At 69.8% G+C, this 19,551-nt stretch carries 17 protein-coding genes; 10 read left to right on the top strand and 7 right to left on the bottom strand.

Going from position 1 to position 19,551, the window contains the following annotated elements; all coding sequences use genetic code 11:
• The first annotated feature begins 110 nt into the window (after window positions 1-110).
• Entirely contained in the window at window positions 111-536 is a 426-nt protein-coding gene (locus C8250_RS02590; protein ID WP_138352389.1) for a DUF6299 family protein, read from the top strand.
• Window positions 537-560: 24 nt separating this feature from the next.
• Here C8250_RS02590 and C8250_RS02585 read toward each other — a convergent pair whose 3' ends face one another.
• From C8250_RS02585 to C8250_RS02570, 4 genes are all read right to left on the bottom strand, one after another.
• Complete coding sequence (locus tag C8250_RS02585; RefSeq protein ID WP_138352390.1) at window positions 561-968, bottom strand: SHOCT domain-containing protein; 408 nt, start codon at window positions 966-968, stop codon at window positions 561-563.
• Between the two features lie 47 nt (window positions 969-1,015).
• The gene (locus tag C8250_RS02580) at window positions 1,016-1,660 is read right to left on the bottom strand and encodes a GAP family protein (RefSeq protein ID WP_138352391.1); all 645 of its coding nucleotides are present in this window, start codon (window positions 1,658-1,660) and stop codon (window positions 1,016-1,018) included.
• 79 nt (window positions 1,661-1,739) lie between these two features.
• On the bottom strand, window positions 1,740-2,186 hold the full coding sequence (locus tag C8250_RS02575) for a hypothetical protein (RefSeq protein ID WP_138352392.1): 447 nt from the start codon (window positions 2,184-2,186) through the stop codon (window positions 1,740-1,742).
• Between the two features lie 245 nt (window positions 2,187-2,431).
• Complete coding sequence (locus tag C8250_RS02570; protein WP_138352393.1) at window positions 2,432-4,438, bottom strand: pentapeptide repeat-containing protein; 2,007 nt, start codon at window positions 4,436-4,438, stop codon at window positions 2,432-2,434.
• Between the two features lie 196 nt (window positions 4,439-4,634).
• Between C8250_RS02570 and C8250_RS43270 the strand changes: the two genes are divergently transcribed.
• Together C8250_RS43270 and C8250_RS02555 are read left to right on the top strand one after the other, a co-directional pair.
• Window positions 4,635-7,235, top strand: coding sequence for an MDR family MFS transporter (locus tag C8250_RS43270; RefSeq protein ID WP_244808951.1), 2,601 nt, complete (start codon window positions 4,635-4,637; stop codon window positions 7,233-7,235).
• Between the two features lie 148 nt (window positions 7,236-7,383).
• Complete coding sequence (locus C8250_RS02555) at window positions 7,384-7,752, top strand: cupin domain-containing protein (protein WP_138352394.1); 369 nt, start codon at window positions 7,384-7,386, stop codon at window positions 7,750-7,752.
• 328 nt (window positions 7,753-8,080) lie between these two features.
• Here C8250_RS02555 and C8250_RS02550 read toward each other — a convergent pair whose 3' ends face one another.
• Both C8250_RS02550 and C8250_RS02545 read right to left on the bottom strand, forming a co-directional pair.
• Window positions 8,081-8,632: a DinB family protein gene (locus C8250_RS02550; protein WP_138352395.1), complete on the bottom strand. Its 552-nt coding sequence runs from the start codon at window positions 8,630-8,632 to the stop codon at window positions 8,081-8,083.
• A gap of 64 nt (window positions 8,633-8,696) precedes the next feature.
• On the bottom strand, window positions 8,697-9,110 hold the full coding sequence (locus C8250_RS02545; RefSeq protein ID WP_138352396.1) for an arsenate reductase ArsC: 414 nt from the start codon (window positions 9,108-9,110) through the stop codon (window positions 8,697-8,699).
• Between the two features lie 79 nt (window positions 9,111-9,189).
• Between C8250_RS02545 and C8250_RS02540 the strand changes: the two genes are divergently transcribed.
• Both C8250_RS02540 and C8250_RS02535 read left to right on the top strand, forming a co-directional pair.
• A complete protein-coding gene (locus C8250_RS02540; RefSeq protein WP_138352397.1) occupies window positions 9,190-9,504 on the top strand; it encodes a metalloregulator ArsR/SmtB family transcription factor in 315 nt (104 codons plus the stop codon).
• 27 nt (window positions 9,505-9,531) lie between these two features.
• On the top strand, window positions 9,532-10,341 hold the full coding sequence (locus tag C8250_RS02535) for an MIP/aquaporin family protein (protein ID WP_138352398.1): 810 nt from the start codon (window positions 9,532-9,534) through the stop codon (window positions 10,339-10,341).
• Window positions 10,342-10,420: 79 nt separating this feature from the next.
• On the opposite strand, the gene C8250_RS43265 is transcribed toward C8250_RS02535, so the two are convergent.
• A complete protein-coding gene (locus C8250_RS43265; protein WP_244808950.1) occupies window positions 10,421-11,803 on the bottom strand; it encodes an RICIN domain-containing protein in 1,383 nt (460 codons plus the stop codon).
• 433 nt (window positions 11,804-12,236) lie between these two features.
• Between C8250_RS43265 and C8250_RS02525 the strand changes: the two genes are divergently transcribed.
• The 5 genes from C8250_RS02525 (at window position 12,237) to C8250_RS02510 (ending at window position 18,820) form a co-directional block, all read left to right on the top strand.
• Window positions 12,237-12,536, top strand: coding sequence for a WXG100 family type VII secretion target (locus tag C8250_RS02525; RefSeq protein ID WP_138352399.1), 300 nt, complete (start codon window positions 12,237-12,239; stop codon window positions 12,534-12,536).
• Between the two features lie 87 nt (window positions 12,537-12,623).
• Window positions 12,624-15,338, top strand: a complete 2,715-nt coding sequence (locus tag C8250_RS44705; RefSeq protein WP_306664980.1) for an FtsK/SpoIIIE domain-containing protein — start codon at window positions 12,624-12,626, stop codon at window positions 15,336-15,338.
• Window positions 15,245-17,038 (top strand): FtsK/SpoIIIE domain-containing protein, encoded by a 1,794-nt coding sequence (locus C8250_RS44700; protein ID WP_307811425.1) that lies wholly within the window; start codon window positions 15,245-15,247, stop codon window positions 17,036-17,038. The genes C8250_RS44705 and C8250_RS44700 overlap by 94 nt, the downstream gene beginning before the upstream one ends.
• Window positions 17,038-17,316 (top strand): hypothetical protein, encoded by a 279-nt coding sequence (locus C8250_RS02515; RefSeq protein ID WP_138352400.1) that lies wholly within the window; start codon window positions 17,038-17,040, stop codon window positions 17,314-17,316. Before C8250_RS44700 ends, C8250_RS02515 begins: the two co-directional genes overlap by 1 nt.
• Before the next feature lie 22 nt (window positions 17,317-17,338).
• Window positions 17,339-18,820 (top strand): DUF308 domain-containing protein, encoded by a 1,482-nt coding sequence (locus tag C8250_RS02510; RefSeq protein ID WP_138352401.1) that lies wholly within the window; start codon window positions 17,339-17,341, stop codon window positions 18,818-18,820.
• The last annotated feature ends 731 nt before the right edge of the window (window positions 18,821-19,551 follow it).

The raw sequence follows: 19,551 nt of genomic DNA, 5'->3' as shown, positions 1-19,551 counted from the left end.
CAACCGGGTGACGTGGGATGTATGCCGTCGGACGTTCGGTCGGCGGAGGGCCGGGATCCGGTACATGTGGAACCTCTTGTTCCTGGCTGCATACTCCCAGAGGTGCCCTCATGTCCTTGCGCCCCGTTCTCGGCGCCGTCGCCAGTGCCGCGCTGCTGCTCCTGCTCAATGTCCCCATGGCATCGGCGGACCCGAGCGAGGTAGTGACCGTCGACCCAACCGGTAGTCTCGCAGCCGACGGGACCATCACCCTCTCCGGCACCTACCGCTGTGCAAGTGGACAGAACCCCGTGTTCGTGTCCTCCTCCGTGTCCCAGGGCGACACCCGTGTCCGCTACGGCATCGGTGGCACCAACGCCGTCTGCGACCAGACGGAGCACCGTTGGGTCAACTCCGAGAAGCTCGCCCGGGGCACCGTCACAGCAGGCGCCGTCCGTGTTGAAGCCACCGTGATGGAACTGGACTCCAGCGGAGGTCTCCCCCTGCCGAGGCTCCACGTGGCCGGGCAGCAGGACGTCAGGCTCGTCGCGGGCTGAGAAGAGCGGTCTGCCGCTCCGCCCTCAGGCCAGGAGTTTGGTCTTGGCCTGCTCGAATTCCTTGTCCGTGATGTCGCCGTGCTTCTTGAGTTCGGCGAGCCTGGCGAGCTCGTCGGTGGTGCTGCTGGTGCCGGCGGCGGCACGCACGTACGTCTGGAACTCCTCCTCGTGGCGCCTGGCCTGGTGCACGTCGCGCTCGTGCATGCCGCTGCCCCGGACGATCAGGTACACGAAGACGCCCAGGAACGGCAGGACCAGGACGAAGAACGCCCAGAAGGCCTTCATCCAGCCGTTCAGCTCGTGGTCACGGAAGATGTCAGCGATGACACGGAACAGCAGCATGAACCACAGCACCCACAGAAAGATGACCGCTATGGTCCAGAACAGGTTCAGCATCGGATAGTCCGATGCCAGGCTCACCGATTGGTTCATGGTCTTCTCCGTCGGTCGCGGTTGTTCTCAGGTCGCCGGTTGTGGTCTCAACTGACGAGTCCGTAAAGGCTCTGTCCCACCAGCCATAGGCCGAGTCCGAGCGACAGGCTCACGATCGCCTGGTCCTGGTGACCCTCGATCCAGGAGCGCAGACCGCTGAGTCCGGTCGCGGCGGCGGTCGGCCTGAAGGTGGCGTAGAGCTCCATGACCAGCAGGCTGGAGGTGGCCAGCAGGACGTAGCCGATCAAGGCCAGGTAGGTGGCGAGGGACGACAGGTTCGCCTGCACCACCGTCGCTCCACCGGCGGCGACGATGCCCCATGGCTGGAGCAGGATTCCCAGTCCCGCCGCGGACCACAGGGATATGTTGTCGAGTCGGGCGAACCACTTGGGGGACTGGCGTGGCCGGCGCCCACGGCGCCGTTTGCGCTCGCCGTAGAACACCATGCCGAAGCCCAGCAACAGTTTCACGGCCAGGGCGGCGGTGGACGGCGCACTCTTGTGCACGAGGGGTTCCCCGCCGGTCACCAGGACCACTCCGGCGATGACAAGTACCAGACACGCCAGCCAGGCCAGGATGAACGCCAGTCCCTTGCGCACTCCTTTGAGCCCCGAGAGAAGCAGGATGAACGCGGTGTTGTGCAGGGGCCCCAAGGTGATGGCCAGACCGATGACGACGAGGTCAAGCACCATGGCTGCCTCCACGGGAGAGCCGCGTTCGGTGAGTTGAGCAGATGGGATCTGCTCAACTCACGGCGGCGGCACTCGTCGGTCAGGATCGGGCTGCTGATGTCCCGGAGCGTGCGGGGGTGCACAGGGCATAGATGACGAAGATGTCGATGGCGATCAGGACGATCGCCCAGAACGGGTTGTAGGGCACCCACATGAAGTTGGCGATCAGGCTCAGTCCGACGAGGATGACGCCCACGGCGCGCGCCCACAGGGCTCCGGAGAAGAGAGCGCAGCCGGCGAGAAGCACGATGATGCCCAGGATGAGATGGATCCAGCCCCAGCTGGTCAGGTTGAACTGGAACGTGTAGTTCGTGGTTCTGACGAACAGGTCGTCCTTGGCGATGGCGGAAATCCCCTCGAGGATGGCCATGGCGCCGCTGAAGATCATCATGATCGCCGCGAACACAATCCAACCGGACTGACTGGCGAACGATGACCCGCCGGTACGGGTGCCTGCGGCCTGCGCCTGGTTGACGTTGCTGGCCATAGGTGCCTCCGTGATCAGGGGAGTCGCACGGAGCGGCCCTCTGAGCAGGCCGGTCGGCAGCTCCTCTACCAGCGTTCCACGACAATGCCGATCCCGCTCACTGTGCCGACCATGGGGTGCTGACGCTGGACCGGACGTGGGAGTTGAGACAGTGAGTAGTGGTGCAATGACTTGGAGTGATGAAGGCGTGGCTGCCTCCTGGGCATTCAGCGCGGACGATCGGGCCGGTGCCCGCATGGCGGCGGTCAGCGTTTGATGCGTCCGCGTACGGCGAGTGCGGCCAGGGCCAGGAGGATGGGTTCCAGCAGACGGGAAGTCATCTCGATGTAGGTGCCGGCAGTGGTGAGGTTCTGTCCGGAGGAGCGGAAGACCACGGAGTTGACGGCGACGCGAGTGGCTTTCTCGGTGCGCGCCGCGGTCATGCGCCGGCTGAGACTGCCGCGCAGGGAAGGATCCGGTGAGCTGGTGGTGAGGCTGATGGCGCTGCCGCGGAGGGTTCCTGTGGTGGCGGGGTCGGGGTCGTGGTCGGGCAGTCCGAAACCGCTGAGTAGGAGGATGGTCACCGACATGGCTGCCAGTAGCCAGGCCAGGGCGCGGGAGGAGCGCAGGCCGTACCCGGAGAGCAGCCAGTAGCCCCACAACAGGCCGCGTTCGCCGCGGGGGGTGGAGGCGCGGTCGTGGCGGCGCATCTCCATCTCGCCGTAGTAGAAGTCGGCGGCGCCAGGCTCGTTCTTGCCGTCCTCGAACGCTTTGCGCAACTGTCGGTAGAGCGCGGCCACGTCTTCGGGGTCGGGAGTGAGGCCGGGGTCGGGGTGGTGAGGACCTTCGCTCCAGACCCGGGCCGACGGTGGCCGGCCGGCCACCGGTGCGGGTTGGCCGGCGTTCCGGGCGCGCCAGTGGTGCTCTTCCGCCAACGTCCGCCGGCGGGTCCACCGGTAGGGCCAGATGCCGCGGAGGTGCCAGCCGGCGGGGGCCGGGGCGAGAGTGCAGCGGCCCTCCAAGCGGAGCTGGTCGAGATGGAAGGCCCCGGAGAACAGGCACTTGGTCAGATCGGTGTCGGTCAGGACCAGGTGCGCGGCATCGACACCCTGAACCGATTGCACCGTGGCCTGGGGAGCTGCCCCGGCCAACAGGCTCTCGCCGCTCGGCGCGCGGTAGGCGAAGGGAGCCGGGTGGGCGGTGACCGCGGCGGGGGCGGACAGGACCGCGTGGCTGAGGTCCACTGCCGCGTAGCGGAGCCGCATCGTCATCGTCGCCTCCCATCGGGTCCGTACGTAGTCCACTCGACGCGCCGCGATTTCGAGGGTCACCGGCGTCTCGAATACCGCGCCGCTCAGATTGACTGTCCGGGCACAGAGCACCGGCCCGAAGGACGACGCTGCCGCAAACCGCGCGCTGGAGAACCGGGCGTCCCCACTGAACTGCGCCCCGTCGAAACCGGCTTCCCCGGTGAACTGCGTCGCAAGGAACTGGGCGTCCCCAGCGAACTGCGCTCCATCGAACTGGGCGTCCCCACTGAACTGAACCCCGTCGAAACCGGCTTCGCCGCTGAACCGCGCATCGAGGAACCGGGCGCCCTTGGTGAAGCAGGCCGTGTCGAACGAGGCATTAACGGCGAATTCAGCCTCGCTGAACCAGGCGTTCTCGCTGAACCGGGTCTCGCGGAATCCAGCAGGTCCGCTGAACTCCGCTCTGTCGAAGTGGGCATCCTCGGTGAACTGCGCCATGTCGAACGCGGCGTCCTCAACGAACCGCGTCCCGTCGAACCAGGCGTCCTTCATGAACCGTGTCCCGCTGAACCAGACACTCTTGGAGAACTGCGCCTCGGTGAACCAGACGGCGTCGTGGAACTGGACCTCGCGGAAGCGGGCTTGCCCGGTGAACCGTGCACCGTGGAACCAGGCGGGTCCGGTGAACCGCGCCCCGTTGAACCGGACGTTCTCGCGGAACGTCGCCTCGGCGAAGTAGGCGGAGCCGAAATGCGGGTTCCCCGTGGCGGGGTCGCGCACCGCGTCGAGGACCTGGTTGAGGAGGGACCGGGTGAGCGGGGTTCCGCGGAGGTCCACATCACTGCCGGACGTCAGGCCGGCGAGGTGGGCGGCGCGGTCGGCGTCGGCGAGGTGAGCCAGGCAGGCGGTACTGCCAGGGGTGTGGACGCCTCGGCAGCCAATGGGGTCGTGAGCCGGATCCGCACCATGCCCGCAGTGCGGCCAGCCAGGGGTCAGGGGTACGGGTGTCGGGGGTGCGCTCATGGGTGGCGGCTCCAGCTGCTCGATCGATAGGACCTTACCGACCAGGGCCGACAGGACGCGCCGGAGCGGGTGAACCGCACGCGGGACGGGTTGCTCGCAGATGGCCGCAGTCGCGACACCGCCCCGCATAAGGGACTTCCGCACCGGACTCCAGAATCGGACACCGGGGTCCTGGCTCCTCAAGTATCTTGCTGCGGTGGACCAGTTGATCACCGAAGACCCGACCCATATGGGCCCGTACCGCCTGATCGCCCGCCTGGGCGCGGGCGGAATGGGTCTGGTCTACCTGGGCCGTTCGGAGGCCGGACGGACCGTGGCCGTGAAGGTGGTGCAGGCCGAGCACGCTCAGCACCCCGAATTCCGCAAGCGGTTCGCGCGAGAGGTAGCGGCGGCCCGTCGGGTGGGCGGGGCCTGGACGGCGGACGTGCTCGACGCCGACACCGAGGCCGCCGTGCCCTGGGTGGCGACCCAGTACATCCCGGGGCCGGACCTGCAGACGGTGGTCGCCAAGGACTTCGGACCGCTGCCCGAGCATTCGGTACGCACCCTCGCCAACCGCCTCGCCCTCGCGCTGCAGGCTGTTCACGAGGTGGGCCTGATCCACCGCGACCTGAAGCCGTCCAACGTCCTCGTCACCGTCGACGGCCCCCGCGTCATCGACTTCGGCATCGCTCGGGCGATGGACAGCCTCGCCGGGGACAGCCTGCACACCCGCACCGGCATGCTGATCGGCTCCCCGGGGTTCATGTCGCCGGAGCAGGTACGCGGCCTTGAACTCACCCCCGCCAGCGACGTCTTCTGCTTGGGTGCCGTGCTCGTCTACGCCGCCACCGGGCGCCTCCTGTTCGGCGCCACGGACACCGGCCTCAACGCCCACCTCTTCCGGATCGCCGAGGAGGAAGCGGACCTGACCGGTGTACCGGAATCGCTGGTCGATCTCGTACGCGCCTGTCTGCACAAGAACCCGGCCGAGCGGCCCGCACTGCAGCAGATCGCGGCGCACACGGCGGCGGACGGGAACGGCGAATGGCTCCCTGGCCCCGTGCTGGCCCAACTCGGCCGACATGCGGCTCAGTTGCTGGACTATGCCCCTGCGATGCGGACCGCTCCGCCGGCCCCGGCTTCCGTCGTCCCCGTCCAGCCGCTGCCCCCCATGCCCGTGTACACCCCGACGGCCCCGGCGGACTTCCGTCCGGCTCCGGGCTTCGGCCCGCCACCGGGGCCGTACCCCGGCTCCTGGCCCGCGCCCCCTGTCCCGGCGGACGTCCACGGCCCGCATCCCCGGCGCTGGTGGGGCCTGGCGGTGATCACGCTGGCACAGTTGCTGGTGCTGATCAATGGGTCGTACCTGGACATGATCGAGCCGGCCGTCATGGCCGATCTGCAGATCCCTCACGACGACCTGAGCCTGCTGTACCTCGCCCATCCCCTCGCCTTCGGGGGTCTGCTCCTCCTCGGCGGGCGCATCGCGGATCTCATGGGCCGTAAACGGGCGCTGATCATCGGTCTGGCCGGCTTCGCGGTGGCCTCCGCGCTCGGCGGCGCGGCCGCGGGCGGCGACATGCTCATCTGGGCCATGGCGCTGCAGGGTGTCTTCGCCGCTCTGCTGTGGCCGTCGGCGCTGTCCCTGCTGGCCACCTCCTTCACCGACCCGAAGGAGCGCGGCAGGGCCTTCGGGGTCTTCGGTGTCATTGCCGGCGGCGGCTCGGCGATCGGACTGCTCGTGGGCGGTTGGGTGGTCACGAAACTGGACTGGCGCCTCGGTCTGTACATCAACGTCCTGATCGCCGTGGTCGCCGGGATCGGCGCGGCCACCCTGGTGCACGAGCGTCCGGGCCGCACTGCGGTGCGCCTGGACCTACTCGGCGCGGTGCTCGGCACCGGCGGACTCTTCGCCCTCACCCTCGGCTTCAACAAGGCCGGGACATGGGGCTGGACCGACCCCCGGATCGCGGCCCTACTGGTGGGTGGCGTCCTGCTGCTCGCGGCCTTCGTGGGGTGGCAGACCCAGGCGTCGACCCCGTTCCTGCCGCCCTACGTCTTCAGGGACCGAGCCCGCCTCGGCGCCTTCCTCACCATGGTCGTGGCAAGTATGGGACTTGTCGCGCTGTTCCTGACCGAGACCTTTTATCTCCAGGATGTCCTCGGTTACGACCCGTTCCGGTCCGGCGTCGCCTTCCTGCCCACAGTCGGCGCGATGGTCATCGGGTCCACCCAGATCTCCGCCCGCCTGCTGCACCGCGTCGGACCCCGCGCCTTGATGGTGCCGGGCCTGGCACTCGTGGCCGTCGGCGTTCTGCTCCTGACGCGCCTCACGCTCGACAGCACCTACTCCGCCCAGGTGCTGCCGAGCATGCTCCTCACCGGTCTCGGCACAGGCATGGCCTTGATGCCGCTCTTCGCCATCGCGACGGCCGGCACCACCCCGCAGGACTCCGGTGTGACCTCGGCATCGGTGAACGCCGCTCAACAGTTCGGGGGTTTGATCGGAGTCGTGGGGTTCAGCAGCATCCTCGGCTCGGCCATCGTCGCCCGGGTGCACGATCTGTCCGGGCTCCCGCCAGGCCTTGACGAGCTGGCCCGGAGCGGGCGCGCCAGCAGCCAGCGAGGGCTCCCACCGTCGCTGTCGAAGCCGCTCGCCGAAGCGACCATGAGCGGATACACCTCCACCCTCTGGTGGGTGGCCGGCATCCTGCTGCTCGCGGCCCTGGTAGCGGGCCTGATGATCCCGCCCACCGGCCCCACGACCGAGCCGGCAGCTCTCTACGGCAAGGGCGGCCACGTCGGACCTTCATGACGCGAGAGGGCGGCGTGACCCCGGCGTAATGAAAGTACGTGACGGGCGGTGGTCGGGCTCCGCCGCTCATCGGCTGAATCGCCACGTACCCGGGGCGGGTCTAGGCTGGAGGTGGACTCGGGGCCATTTCCCGCTGAGGTGGTTGATCATGACCGGACTGGTGTTCCGGAGTTTCGACTCCGCTGACGAGACAAGACCGTTCGAGGACGGCAAGGGCAGGCTGGACCTGCTCGAAACCGATGGTGGACCGGTCGGTCGGGCGGTCTTTGAGCCTGGCTGGCGCTGGTCCGAGCACATCAAGCCGATGGCCGGCACCGACAGCTGCCAGTCGGCCCATACCGGGTACGTGGTGAGCGGCCGGATCAAGGTCGTCATGGACGACGGCGAGAGCGCCGAGGCGGGTCCGGGCGACTTCATCCAGATCGCACCAGGACACGACGCCTGGGTGGTCGGCGACGAACCCTGCGTGGCGCTGGACTGGACCGGCTACGGAGATTACGCGAAGCCGACTTCGTAACAGGGTCCCGCGGGAGTCAGGCCCGGGCAGCCGGGCCTCGATCGCCTCCGTCAGCCACTCCAGGAAGAGCGCGACCGGCTCGGCCGGAGCCGATGCCGGGTCGAACGTGGCGAGGGGGCCGGCGAACACCTCCAGACCCCGCAGCCACGCACGTACATCCCGCGATCCGTCCGCCGCACCCATCAGGATCTCCGTCCCCGTCGCGTCCCACCGGTCACGACCGTACTGACCGCCCACGCTCCCGGCGACGGGTTCCGGACCCCGTCCCGAGGGCGTTACGACCGCCGGAACACCGCCCAGGAAGCGGACGCCCGCGCACGCGGCCTGATCACCTCGGCGGATCCTCGCCCGTCAGGCCGTCGACGGATTCGCGGATGAGGTCGGCGTGACCGACGTGGCGGGCGTACTCCTCGATGAGGTCCAGCAGGATGCGGCGGAGGTTGGGGTGTTCGCCGCTGCGGGTGACATAGGCGCCGAGCTGATCCAGTCCGCCCTCGCTGAGTGCTTGGTCAACGGTGGCACGGGAGCGGGCGACCGATTCCTGCCAGAGAGTGCGCAGTTGCTCGGGAGTGTCCTCGGCGGCCGAGCGGTAGTCCCAGTCGGGGACGCTGTCCCAGTCGACGGTGTCCCAGGGGGCGCCGGCGGCGGAGCCGAGCCACAGCCGGGCGAAGTGGCTGTCTTCCACGTGCGCCAGATGTTTGAGCAGCCCGCCCAGAGTGACGGTGGATGCGCCAACCGTGGCTTGCAGACCGGCGCTGTCCAGGCCGGAGCACTTCCAGGCGAGCGTGGCCCGCTGGCGTTCGAGGGCGCCGAGGACGGCTGCCGCCTCGGTACCGGCGAGGGGAGGTTCCGGCCATGTTTCCGCAGTGAACTCAGTCATGGCCGCAGACCTTAGCGAACGGCTCCGACAGCGCGTACCGGCGGACCCAACCGGCCGACCGCGCTCATGCGGCGGGCTCCGGGGCGATCTCGGCGATCAGGTTCTCGATGAGGGCCTTGATCTCATCGCGGATCGGGCGGACGGCCTCGACGCCCTGGCCGGCCGGGTCCTCCAGCTTCCAGTCCAGGTACCGCTTGCCGGGGAAGACCGGGCAGACGTCGCCGCAGCCCATCGTGATGCAGACGTCGGACGCCTGGACGGACTCGACCGTCAGTACCTTGGGGATCTCCGCCGAGATGTCGATGCCGACCTCGCGCATCGCCTCCACTGCCGCCGGATTCACCTGGGCGCCGGGGGCGGAGCCGGCGGAGCGGACCTCGACGCGGTCTCCGGCCAGGTGGGTGAGCCATGCGGCCGCCATCTGGGAGCGGCCGGCGTTGTGGACGCAGACGAAGAGGACGGATGGCTTGTCGGACACGGTGTTCTCGTTCCTTCTGTCGGCGAGCGTCGTGGGCGGGAGCTGGCATCAGCGCTCACTGATGTGAAAGTATCAGCAGATGATGACGTCAGTCGACACTGACCTGATGCGGGTTCTCGCCGACCCGCTCAGGCTGCAGATCGTGACCCTTCTCGCCCGGGAGACCTTGTGCACCACGCACCTGGTGGAGGAGACCGGGGCCAGACAGACCAACCTCTCGAACCACCTCAGGGTGCTGCGCGAGGCAGGCGTGGTCGATACCGAACCCTGCGGCCGATTCACGTACTACAAGCTGCGGCCGGACGTCATGGAAGCCCTGGCCGGGTCCTTCACCGAGCTCGCCGCCACCGCTCGCGCCACCGCCGAGGGCAACCTCAAGCGTTCCTGCCCCTGATCTCCGTACCTGCATTGAGGAGTCCCGTTGAGTGCCACCGAGGCCGGCGCCGCGACCACGGCGGAATCGCCGCCCATACCTGAGACCGGCCCCCAGCCTGCCCCGGGCGCCACCCCGCCCCGCGTCCCGCTGGCCCACCGGGCGGCAGCGGAACTGGTCGGCACCGCCGCCCTCGTGGCTGTGGTCGTCGGCTCCGGCATCCAGGCAACCCGGCTCAGCAAGGATGTGGGCCTGCAACTGCTGGCCAACTCCACTGCCACGGTCTTCGGCCTCGGCATCCTGGTCCTGCTGCTAGGCCCGGTCTCCGGTGCCCACTTCAACCCCGCCGTCACCCTCGCCGAGTGGTGGAACGCACGGCGCGGCGGCGCAGGCGTGACCGGCCGCGAGGTTGCCGTGTACCTCCCCGCGCAAGTGGTCGGGGCGATCGGCGGCGCGGTCCTGGCGGACGCGATGTTCGGCGAACCGCTCGTGAAGTGGTCCACGCACGACCGCTCGACCGGACACCTGCTGCTGGGCGAGGTCGTCGCCACCGCCGGACTCGTCCTGCTGATCTTCGGCCTGGCCCGCACCGGCCGACTGCGCTTCGCACCGGTCGCCGTCGCCTCGTACATCGGTGCCGCCTACTGGTTCACCTCGTCGACGTCGTTCGCCAATCCGGCGGTGACGATCGGCCGGGCTTTCACCGACACCTTCGCCGGGATCGCCCCGAGCTCGGTGCCCGGCTTCATCGGCGCCCAACTCGCCGGCGCCGTTGTGGGCCTGGCCCTGGTCGCGCTCGTCTTCGGCCGGACCGGCACCGCTGCTGCGGCAGCCACCGCCGCAGCGGGAGCCGAATGACCCACGCCGCGCGGGTGCAGTGATCGGCGGCGGCCCAGCCAGGGCTCGCCGCCGGCTACCACCTGCGCCAGTTCGGCGTTCAGCCTCGTTTGAAGACCGCCTCAGCCTTGTTGTGGCCGCAGGGAAGCAGCTGGATCGCCGTGCCGCCGTTCACCGTGCCCACGCACAGTTTGGCCTGCTCGGAGTAGACGGTGCTGTTGCCGGCGCGGACGGAGAACCGCTGCGCCGGATTGCCGCTGCAGTTCGCGAGCTGCACCACCGTGCCGGGGGCGGTGGCACCCCAGGCGGCGTCCATGCAGAGGCCTTTCGTCCGGACCGTGCCGTTCGAGGGGTCCCACTTCTGGTTCGCGCTGCCGTCGCACGCCGCCAGGATCAGCGGTGTGCCGTCCGAGGCCTTCGATCCGCTGAGGCACTTGCCGGTGCCGGGGTTCACCAGCGCGGTCGCCGTTCCGGCATTGCCCCCGTTGGTGGTTCCCCCGCTCGCGGGGGGAGTGCTCGCCGTCGGCTTCGAAGTGGCGGCGTCCTGGGGAGCCCCCTGGGTGCCGGGGGCCTTGGCCCCGGGTGCGGAGGACGATGAGGAGTCCTTCAGCGTGAGAACGAGGGCAGTGCCCATCAGGCAGGCGCCGACCGCGGTCGCCACGATCACCCAGCGGCGGGTGAACGGCCCTCCTCTCCGGCGGTTCTCGGGTGCGGCCCCGCCGACGGGGTGGCCGGCAGGATCGGCACCCGCCTCCTCATGGGCGGGCGCGTCCGATGACGGATGCAGCCGGCGTGCCACGGGCTCGTCCAGGAGGCCGGTGTCCACGACACCGTTCGCGTCGATGGTGAAGCGCCACCGCGGCTGGTCGACCCGGCCGACGACGACCACCGACCAGCGTCCGTCCGGATCGTCCGCCAGCTTGGTGATGCGTTCGCGTTGGCGGTCACGGCCGCCGGGCAGACCGACCAGCAGTGCCACCCCGCCGCTCACGTCGTCCAGCGCGGCATCGCCGTCGGTCAGGGCCTGGGTCGGTGACTCGGCCGATCCGAACCGCTCCGCGGCCCCTGGTCTGAACCCGATCCGGACCACCTGCACACCCTGTGACCACGGGCTCGTGGTGAGCTCGCGGGTCCACGCCTCGGCCAGGGCCCTTGCCTGCCGGGCGTCGCCCTCCAGGCTGATGATGCCGCCGACCTGACTGAGGTTCAGCAGCGCGAAGCCCGAGGCGGTGTCGCCGAGCGAGACCAGCTTCGGGTACGGGTCCGGCAGTGACTCCGCCACACTCGCGCTCTGCAGCATGCGCAGCCGCGCATGCCAGGTCCGGCCGCCGTGATCGGCGGTCCACCCGACGGGGGGACGCTCGTCGGGGGTCTTGAGGCGAAGCCAGACGGTGTCGGGTCCGACGACGACCACATGGGCCACGGGAACACCGCGGTTCTCGCGGTCGCAGGCGGTGGCCAGGACGCGTACGACCCGGTCCACGGTCCACAGGCCGTGATCGGCGCCCCGGGCCGGCCCCGATCGTGCCTCGGTCCTTCGCGACCTGCGCAGCCGGGCACGCCAGTCGCCGCGGCGAGGAACGCGATCAGCGGATCGGCTCGGCAGTGTCACCTGTGGCCCCTCGGTTGTGGGCGGCTGGTCGTGTCGGGCGCGCACCCCGCCAGGCGCGGCTGGCCGCGTCGTCAGGAGCTGCCCCACCACGAGCGGAGCGCACGGGGTTTTCGTCGTGCCCCGAACGTTGGCCTTCCCGCCAGGGAAGTGTCAACGCCGGGCAGGGGGAGGGCTTGGGCCCTTGGGCCCAAGCCTCCAGCCGGTGTTCTGGACCGCCACTGGGTCCGTTCCTAGCATCGGCAGCGTCCGTGCCGAACGAGTCGGTGCGTACCGAGACGCTCGGCGACACCAGAAGGGACACACCATGGCGAATCTGAACGTCACCTACCAGGAGATGTCGGACACCGCGAACACGATGCGCACCAACAAGGCCGATATCGACGACAAACTCACGCAGTGCAAGAGCATCGTCGACGGCCTGACGGCCAGCGGCTTCGTCACCGAGCAGGCATCGGGAAAGTTCGACGAAGTGCACACCGAGTTCGTCACCTCGGCCAATCAGGCCATGGAGACCCTGGACCAGCTGTCGGTGTGGCTCGACAAGGCCGTGGACGCGCTGCGTGACATGGACACCCAGCTCTCCGGTTCCCTCAACCAGAAGTAGCCGGCCCAGAGCGGCCGGCGCCGTACGTGCGCCCCGCGCCGGCCGCTCCCTCGGCTCGGGCGCCCGGACTGATGAGGGTGGGGAACCATGCCCATGATGATCACCATTGCCCGGCTACCGGACTGGTCGGCCGACGTGGTCGTGGATGCCGATCCCACCACCGTCCTCCGCGACGTCGTCAAGAACCTGCTGGACAGCCTTGATGCGTCGCAGACCCCGCCGTCCGGCGATCCGGGTGTGACGGCGGTCTATCTCGCCGATCAGCCGCTCGACCTCTCCACGCCCCTGGCGGACAGCGGGATCCACGACGGCACCGTCCTGTGGCTCGGCACGCCCGGCCCCGTCGCGGGCCCGGACACCGGTCTGGCCACGGTCAGGGCCGTGGCGGGCGCCGACGCCGGGCGGGTCTGGTACCTCGACGCGGGCGAGCACCGCATCGGATCCGGTGCCGGTTGCCGCATCATCATGGGCAGTGACCAGCCGGCGGTGGTCGCCGTCGTCCGGGTGTCCCTCGACGCCTCGGTGCACGTGCGCGCGGGCACGTCCTCCGCCCTGCTCGACCGCACCCCGCTGCCCGACCACGAGGTCGCCTGGCGGGAGACGTCCCAACTCCTGGTCGGGAAAACCATCCTGGAGGCGTATCCGCTGCTGAGCCCGGATGCCGTCGTCGAACCCTCGCCAGAGGGTGAGTACCTGGACTACAACCGTCCCCCTCGGCTGCTTCCCTTCGAGCAGCGCACCGCGTTCCGCCTCCCGAACCGGCCCAAGCCGTCGGCACCGAGCGCACTGCCCTGGCTGGCGGCAGCGCTGCCCGCCGTCTTCGGCGGCGCGTTCGCGGTGATGATGGACAACCCGTTGTTCCTGATGATGGCGGCGATGTCGCCGGTCATGGTCCTCGGGAACTGGTTCACCGGGCGGCGTCAGGGCCGGATCAGCAACCGGCGTCAGCTGGCCGAACACCAGGCCCAGCTCGAGGCCACCGAAGCCGAGATCACGGCGGCGCTGGAGCAGGAACGCTTGGACTACCGCGCCGCCAGCCCGGACCCGGCCGAGTTGCTCGTCATCGCGACCGGTCCGCGGGCCCGGCTCTGGGAACGCCGCCGCACCGATCCTGACCACCTGCTGGTCCGGGTCGGCATCGCCGACCTGCCCACCAAGATCTCTGTCGAGGGGGGCGACGGCACGCACCGCCAACGGGAAGTCCGGGCGGTGCGGGACGTCCCCGCGGCCTTCTCCATCGCGCAGACGGGTGTCGTCGGTGTCGCGGGGCTCGGCGACTGGCCGCGTCGTACCGCGCGCTGGCTGGTCGGTCAACTGGCCGTGCTGCAGAGTCCTCGCGACGTGCAGCTGTACATCCTGACCGACCCGGCGGGGGAGTCGCTATGGGAGTGGGCGGCTTGGCTGCCGCACACCCGGCCGATGCTGGGGCAGCAGGCGCTGGCTCTGCTGGGTGCCGACGCCGAGACGCTCGGCCGCCGGGTCGCCGAGCTGACCGAGCTCATCAACGCACGTCAGCAGGCGCGTCTCAACGCCGGCTTCGGGGCGGTGCTCGCCGACCCGGACGTCGTCGTGGTGCTGGACGGTGCCCGACGACTGCGGGCGTTGCCCGGAATGGTGACGATCCTGCAGGAAGGACCCGCGGTCGGCGTCTACAGCATCTGTGTGGACGCCGACGAACGCACCCTGCCTGAGGAGTGCGCGACCGTCCTGGTCGGGGGCGCCGCGCGGCCGGCCACCCTACGGCAGCAGCGCGCGGCACAGATCGACGACATCCTCGCGGACGAGGTGGCGGACAGCTGGTACGCGGCGACCGGGTGCCGGCTGGCGCCCCTGCGCGATGTCAGCGACAACCAGGGCGAGGCCGCGCTGCCGGCCGCCGCGCGCCTGCTGGAGGTCCTCGGACTGGAGGAGCCGACCGGTGCCTCGATCGCTGCCCGCTGGCGTGCCTCGGGCCGTACCACCAAGGCTGTGGTCGGCTATTCGCTCAGCGGCCCGTTCGCGCTCGACCTGGTCAACCACGGCCCGCACGGCCTGGTGGCGGGCACGACCGGTTCGGGCAAGTCGGAGTTCCTGCAGACCCTGGTGGCGTCGCTGGCCGTGGCCAACCGCCCGGACGCCATGACCTTCGTCCTGGTCGACTACAAGGGCGGTGCCGCGTTCAAGGACTGCGTCCAACTGCCCCACACCGTCGGCCTGGTGACGGACCTGGACACGCATCTCGTCGAGCGGGCCCTGGCCTCGCTGAGCGCCGAGTTGACCCATCGCGAGCACCGGCTCGCGGCCGCGGGCGCGAAAGACCTGGAGGACTACCTCGACTACGCCAGCCGACGGCCCGAACTGGCTCCCATACCACGCCTGCTCATCGTCATCGACGAGTTCGCCTCCATGGCGCGCGAGCTGCCCGACTTCGTCACCGGCCTGGTCAACGTCGCCCAGCGCGGCCGTTCGCTGGGCATCCATCTGATCCTGGCGACCCAACGCCCGTCCGGTGTGGTGTCGGCGGAAATCCGCGCCAACACCAACCTGCGGGTCGCGCTGCGGGTGACCGATTCCGGAGAGAGCACCGATGTCATCGATGCCCGGGAAGCCGCGAGCATCCCGGCGTCGACTCCGGGGCGGGGCTACGCCCGGCTCGGGCACAGCTCGCTGATCCCGTTCCAGACCGGCCGGGTGGGGGCCGCCGCCCGCCGGCCGACCGGACAGCGGTCGTGGCCGTCCCGTTCCTGCAGCCGGTCTCGTGGCTGGACCTCGGCCTGCCCGCGCCGCAGCGCCCGCACAGCACGGCCGAGACCAACGAACTGACCGACCTGTCAGTCCTGGTGACAGCGATCAGACAGGCCAACGACATGGTGGGCATCGCCCCGCAGCGCCGGCCGTGGCTGCCGCCGCCGCTGCCGCTGTCGCCGGTGGTCGAGCTGGCGGCGGATCCGGTCCGCGGTACCCGGGAGGATCCGTCCTTCTCCTGGGCGGTACAGGACCTGCCGACGCAGCAGCGCCAGGAACCCGTGACGGTGGACCTGGCCACCTTCGGGCACCTGCACATCATCGGAGGCCCGCGCTCCGGGCGCTCCGCGGCGCTGCGGACCTTCGCGGCCGCGGCGGCCAGTGCGTCCAGCGTCGCCGACCTGCACCTGTACGGGCTCGACTGCGGCAACGGAGCCCTGCTTCCGCTCACCAAGCTGCCGCACTGTGGCGCGGTGGTGCAGCGCTCGGAGACCGACCGGGCCGTCCGGCTGCTGCAACGCCTGGACGCCGAGGTGCGGAACCGTCAGCGACTGCTCGGTGAGGGAGGCTTCGCCGATGTGTCGGAGCAGCGGGCGGCCGCCCAGGAGTCCGAGCGGTTGCCCCATATCGTGCTGTTGCTCGACCGCTGGGAAGGGTTCATGGGAACCCTCAACGAGTACGACGCCGGGGCGCTGACCGAACTGATCCAGACCCTGCACCGCGAGGGCGCCAGCGCCGGGGTGCACGTGGTCATCGCCGGTGACCGCATGTTGCTGACCGGCCGGATGAGTTCGCTGTGCGAGGACAAGCTGGTGCTGCGGCTGTCGGACCGCAGCGACGCCAGCCTGGCCGGGCTGAACCCGCGGAAGATCCCGGAGAACCTGCCACCGGGCCGTGGTTACCGCGCGGGCAGCGCGATCGAGACCCAGGTCGCGCTGGTGGCGGCCGACCCGGCGGGTCCGGCGCAGGTGGCCGCGGTGCATGCGCTGGCCGCCCGGCTCGTCGAGCGGGAAGCGGGGGTCGAGAAGTCGGCGCGGCCGAACCGGATCGCGGTGCTGCCCACGGACCTCACGTTCGAGCAGGCGTGGGAGGCGGTCGGGACCCCGGCCCCCATGTGGGCACTGGTGGGGGTCGGCGGCGACGACCTCGAGCCGGTCGGGGCCGACCTGCTGGGTGATCAGCCGACCTTCCTGGTCGCCGGACCGTCCCGGTCCGGGCGCAGCACGGCACTCGCCGTCATGGCGGAGTCGCTGCTGCGCGGTGGCACCGAGATCGTCATCGGTGCCCCCATGAACTCCCCGCTGCGCGGCTTCGAGGGCCGGCCCGGGGTGCGGGGTGTCATCACCGGCGAGGAGCCGGCGGAGCGGGAGTTCTCCGAACTGCTGGACCCCGGTGACGGTCCGGTGGTGCTCCTGGTCGACGATGCCGAGGCATGGCGCGACCTGCGCTGCCGGGACTGGCTGAAGGCGTTCGTCCGCAAGGCTTCGGGGAGCAACCGGGGCGTGATCCTCGGCGGGAACGTCGCCTCGGTAGCGGCGGGCTTCTCCGGCTGGCAGGCGGAGGTCAAGAAGAACCGGCGCGGCGCGCTGCTGTCCCCTCCCGGCATGGGCGACGGCGACCTGGTCGGCGTCCGGCTGACGCGTTCTCAGATCGCCGCCAGGGTCGTGCCGGGCGCGGCACTGGTCCACCTGGGCAGCGGCAGCCTGCTGACCACCCAGATCCCTTCGGCAGCGCCGGCCCGGCCCGGCGGACCCACCCACGACACGCGGGAGCAGTGATGGCAGACCTGGTGGTGAAGGACCTGAAGGACCTGGTCAGCGATCTCAACGAACTGATCAGCCAGTTCGAGGGGGCGTTGGACTTCCAGAACGACGACAAGGGGCTCTGGGGTCAGCACAACGCCAATCTGTCGATGGGCGACTTCGCGGACAACTGGACCGTCCACCGCGACGCGATGGTCAAGGACATGAAATCCCTCCGCGACAAGGTGACCAAGATCGACGATGCGTGGTCGCAGGGGGAACAACAGCTGATGGACACGTTCCAGAACGGTTGACGAGTCGCTCAAGGAGAACCGCATGGCAATCAGAAATCTCGACTGGTCGTCGCTGGACCTGGACTCGGACCCCGCCTACGCCGACCCCGACGTGGTGAGCGCGGCGCAGAAGCGTTACAGCCACATCGCCACGACCATCGATGACGCGACCGCCAAGCTCGGGCAGATCGTGGACAGCGACAGTGACAGCCTCGCCGGCCAGTACGTCGAGGGGCTGAAGTCCGAGGCCGGCACCCTCAAGGACAGCCTCGGCAAGGCCGCGGTGCGCTACCACGATGTCGCCAACGAGATCGGCAAGTATGAGCCGGATCTGGACCGGGGGCTCAGCGAGACCGCCGGCGCGCTTCAGGACGCCGACGAGGCCCAGGGCTCCCAGACCAAGGCGAAGGGCCTACCGGATCCGACGAAGAGTCCGGACGGCACCATCACCCCCGAGGAACAGCAGAAGGGCACCGACAAGGAGAAGGCCAACTCCGAGGCGGACTCGAAGATGGCAGCGGCGAAGACGCGGCTCAACAACGCCGTGGACGCTCTCAACGTGGCCGGCAAGCGCTTCGGCGACGCGGTCAGCGCCAGAAGGTACACCGATGGGCTGACCGACTCCTACAAGGACAAGCTCGATGCCGTCATGGCCAAGATCAGCCAGATCTTCGCCATCATCGGCATGATCCTGGGCGTCCTCGCGATCCTCATCCCCGGTGTGAACGTCATCGTCATCGCCGGGGTGGTCGCCGGTGCCGTCACGCTGATCGCCAACATCGTGCTGTACGTCGACGGCAAGGGCAGCGTCCTGGACGTCGTGCTCGGGGCGGTCGGGCTCGGCCTGGCCGGTCTGGGCGCCATCGTCGCGGTGGTGGGCAAGGGGATTTCCAGTATCGCCAAGGCCGCCGCCCTCGCGAACCGGCCGGGCGGAGCCGGCGGCATCCAACTGGTGCCGTTGCGGCCGCCCGCCGGCTCCATTCCGAACTTCTCCAGGCCGTTCGGGGCGGGCAACCCGCGTCCCGGCGGAGGTGTCCCGAACTTCTCCCGGCCGTTCGGGCCGAACAACAGGCCGGGAAACGTGCCGGGTCGCCCTGCCCCGGGCTCCCAACCGGCCGGGGCACCGCCGCCGAACGTGGCCGCCGACTGGCAGAACACGTCGAAGTGGTTCAACAATCCGGCCACCAACTGGCTGCTGGGCAAATTCGGCGCCACCACCCCCGAGATCGGGTTCTGGGCATCGAACTGGGCCGGGCTCCAGGGCGCCGGCAAGATGTGGGGCACCCTGCTGAGCGATCCGGCGAAGTTCGGAAAGGACTTCGCGAGCATCCTCGGCGGTATCAAGGGGCCCCTCGACCTGTCGGCCATCACCAAGGCGGCCGGCCTCGGGGGCATCTCGTCGCTGTGGTTCGTCTGGGGCGGCGTGAACGGCGCGTTCGGCATCGGCGCCGGCTTCATCTACACCGGTGGGCGCCTGGTCGGCTGGATCCCCGCGGTCAACCCGCCGGGCCAGGCCGCCTCGTGAGGACGGGAGAGACGATGAGCGACGACCGGCCGGCGCCGACGCAGGTGGAGTGGCACTGGGCCTGAGCACACGCGCTCGAGGGACCACCCACCGGTGGCCACGGCGCGGCTGACGCAGTCTCCGCAGGACGCACAGCCGCCGCCTGGGTCGCACGTACCCCGAACCAGATCCCACCCGACCGGGTTCGCCGAGAAAGGGACCGCATCATGGCGCTCAGGCAGATGGTGAGCCGGCCCCGGAGGCCAGCCAGTCCAGGAGGTCATCGGTCATCCACTCGCCGCCACCGGGGCTGTCGATGTCGCTGTCACCCGCGCCGAGGTCGAGACGGTGGACGGATGGGGCGAGCGCCCGCGGCCGTCAGGACCAGCCGTTGAGGCCCTCGGCTGCCTGGGTGATGACGGCGGCCACCGTGGCCGGACGGGAGACGTTTTCGCCGCGGCGGCCCAGCGACCCAGACACCGGCCGAGATCAGCCAGTGCGTACGGCGGCCGCGCGCCGGTGCCGGCGCAGCAGTTCCGCGAACTTCGGACGCTCGGCGATGGGGCCACTCCCTCTCGGCGACAGAAGCATCGGAGCTACTGCGATCGGGTGAAGCCTGATCAGAGTGCTGCCGTGAGTGCGGTGTTCGCTCACGAACTCGCGCGCTCCCGCCGTGCAAGCCGGGGATCCGCGTTGTTGCGAGCAACCCGGCAAGGTGCCACCACGCGCGATCGCCGTCCTGGCAGGATGGC

The organism is Streptomyces sp. So13.3 (assembly GCF_005860785.2).
In the GTDB taxonomy this organism is placed as follows: Bacteria; Actinomycetota; Actinomycetes; order Streptomycetales; family Streptomycetaceae; genus Actinacidiphila; species Actinacidiphila fildesensis.
This window is presented reverse-complemented; position numbering and strand designations above follow the sequence as displayed.